The sequence below is a fragment of the Microbacterium sp. 5K110 genome, from assembly GCF_005774735.1.
GTDB lineage: Bacteria > Actinomycetota > Actinomycetes > Actinomycetales > Microbacteriaceae > Microbacterium.
Genome location: NZ_VBUM01000155.1, coordinates 1 through 2462 on the forward strand (window position 1 = coordinate 1; position 2462 = coordinate 2462).

General features: G+C 72.0%; 2 protein-coding genes. One reads left to right on the forward strand and one right to left on the reverse strand.

What is annotated here, in order from left to right; all coding sequences use genetic code 11:
• The first annotated feature begins 248 nt into the window (after positions 1-248).
• Positions 249-1211: a prephenate dehydratase gene (pheA, locus tag FE256_RS17775; RefSeq protein ID WP_138178296.1), complete on the forward strand. Its 963-nt coding sequence runs from the start codon at positions 249-251 to the stop codon at positions 1209-1211.
• Positions 1212-1354: 143 nt separating this feature from the next.
• Here the strand turns inward: pheA and FE256_RS17780 are convergent, their stop codons facing one another.
• Positions 1355-2413, reverse strand: coding sequence for an LLM class flavin-dependent oxidoreductase (locus tag FE256_RS17780; protein ID WP_138178298.1), 1059 nt, complete (start codon positions 2411-2413; stop codon positions 1355-1357).
• Positions 2414-2462: the final 49 nt, after the last annotated feature.

Below are 2462 nucleotides of genomic sequence, written 5' to 3' on the forward strand. Positions count from 1 at the left end.
GGGGTCGACGGGGACGGATCGCGGGTGTCGACGCCGGGGTGTCGTGCGGGCACGGCTCATCGTTGATCAGGCCTCCTCACCCGCGCGGTGCTGAAGCGCGCGGGTCGTGCACTGCCCGCCTCGGGTCGGCGGGTGCGTTCATTGTCCCGGTCGGCGCTCGCGGTGCGTCGCTGCATCGGCCCCCTATTCCGGTGGTTCTCTCCGATGGCCGACGGGGCCCGTGCGGCGGACGGGACTAGGCTGAGCCGGTGCTGCCCGACACCGAGACCGCGTCCGTCCGCCGTACCTACAGCTATCTCGGCCCGGCGGGAACGTTCACCGAGGCGGCCCTGGCGCAGGTTCCCGAAGCGCGCGACCAGATCTGGCGGCCGGTCCGCAACGTCGGCGAGGCGCTCGCCGACGTCGTCGAGGGACGTTCGGATGCCGCGATGATCGCGATCGAGAACTCCGTCGACGGGGGCGTCTCCACCGCGCAGGACGCGCTGGCCACCGTCCCCGGGCTCCGGATCGTGGGCGAGTACCTCGTCCCGGTCAACTTCGTGCTCGTCGGCCGGCCGGGGATGACTCTCGCCGACGTCTCGCTCGTGGCCGCGCACCCCGTGGCTTACGGCCAGTGCCTCGGGTGGCTCCGCGATCACGTCCCCGCGCACGCGCACCTGCCCGCCGCCAGCAACGTCGCCAGCGCCCTGGGCGTGCTCGACGGCACGAGCGGAGCGGATGCCGCGATCGCGGCGCCCGGGATCGTCGCCCATCACGACGTCGAGGTCCTCGCCGAGAGCATCGGCGACAACGCCAACGCCGTCACCCGATTCGTGCTCGTGAGCCGCACCGTGGCCCCCGCGCCGCCGACCGGGGCGGACAAGACTTCGCTCATCGTCGAACTCCCCGAGGACCACCCCGGTGCCCTGCTGGAGCTGCTCGAGCAGTTCGCCACCCGGGGCATCAACCTGAGCCTGCTGGCATCCCGCCCCATCGGCGACGCGCTCGGGCGCTACCGCTTCGTGATCGACGCCGACGGGCACGTGCACGACGAGCGCATGGCCGACGCGCTGCTCGGCCTTCGCCGGTTCAGCCCCAAGGTGATCTTCCTCGGGTCGTACGCGCGCGCCGATCGCGCGATCGTGCGGTACCCGCAGCGGTACTCCGACGACGTGTTCGTCGAGGCCCGCGATTGGCTGCGCGGCCTGTTGAGTGGCGCGCCCGAGGCGTAATCCCGGCTCCGCGCCCTGCGAAGATCGCGAGACTGCATCCGCCTGACATCTCCACTGCAGGCTGCGACGCAGATGTCACGCGGATGCAGTCTCGGCGACAGCGCGGCCCCCGCACCGGCGACCGACCGGCGCTCGGTCCCGACTCAGGCGGTGACGGGAGCCGCGGCCGCCACGAGCTCGAGCGTCTGCGCGCGGCCGTCGGCGGAGTCCAGAGGCTCGTTGTCGTACGCGCCGGCGACGGGCGAGAGCATGATCTCGTCGACGTCGTAGCGCGCGGCGAACGCCGTGAGCTGTGCGCGCACGTCGTCGCCCGTGCCGACGAACCACTTCTGCCGCGTCGAGGCCATGATCGACTCCGCCATCGCGTCGAACGGCTCGGCCTTCGCCTGCTCCACCGTCTCGAGGGGGACGAGGGGCCGGTTCGTCCGCAGCCGCGCCATCATGCGCAGTTGCGGCAGTGCGCGGTCCTCGGCCTCGGCCGCCGTCGGCGCCGCGACGACGTTGGCCGTCACGAAGGTGCGCGGACCATCGCCCGACTCGTTCGGCTGGAACTGGTCGCGGTACAGCCGCAGGGCGTGCTCGAGGCCTTCGCCGGCGAAATGGTTGGCGAAGACGTACGGCAGGCCGAAGCTCGCGGCGAGCTGCGCCGAGTAGTCGCTCGATCCCAGCAGCCACACCTGCGGCATCCCGGATGCCAGCGGCGTCGCCTTCACCTGATACTCGGTGCCGGAGGTGAAACGCACCGTCGCCCCCTCGGGCGAGGTGAGCGCCATGATGTCGGTGACGTGGTCGGGGAACCGCGAGACGTCGCTCGTCGTGCCCGAACGGTTCAGCAACTGAGTGATCACCGGGTCGCTGCCCGGGGCGCGTCCGATGCCGAGGTCGATGCGGCCCGGGGCCAGGGCTTCGAGGGCGGCGAACTGCTCGGACACGATGAGCGGAGAGTGGTTGGGCAGCATGACGCCGCCGGAACCGACCCGGATGCGCGCGGTCCGGGCCGCGGCCGCCGCGATGAGCACCGGCGGAGTCGTCGACGCGACGGCGGGCATGTTGTGGTGCTCGGCGAACCAGTAGCGGCGGTAGCCGAGGCGATCGGCCCGCTCGACCAGGTCGAGGGAAGCTGCCACGGCCTGGGCGCTGGTCTGGCCGGCGCGCACCGGGACGAGGTCGAGGACCGAGAAGGAGGGGAAGGCATCGCTCACCCCGACGTCAACCTGCGGCGAGCGGTGGGTATTCCGATCCCCCGACGAC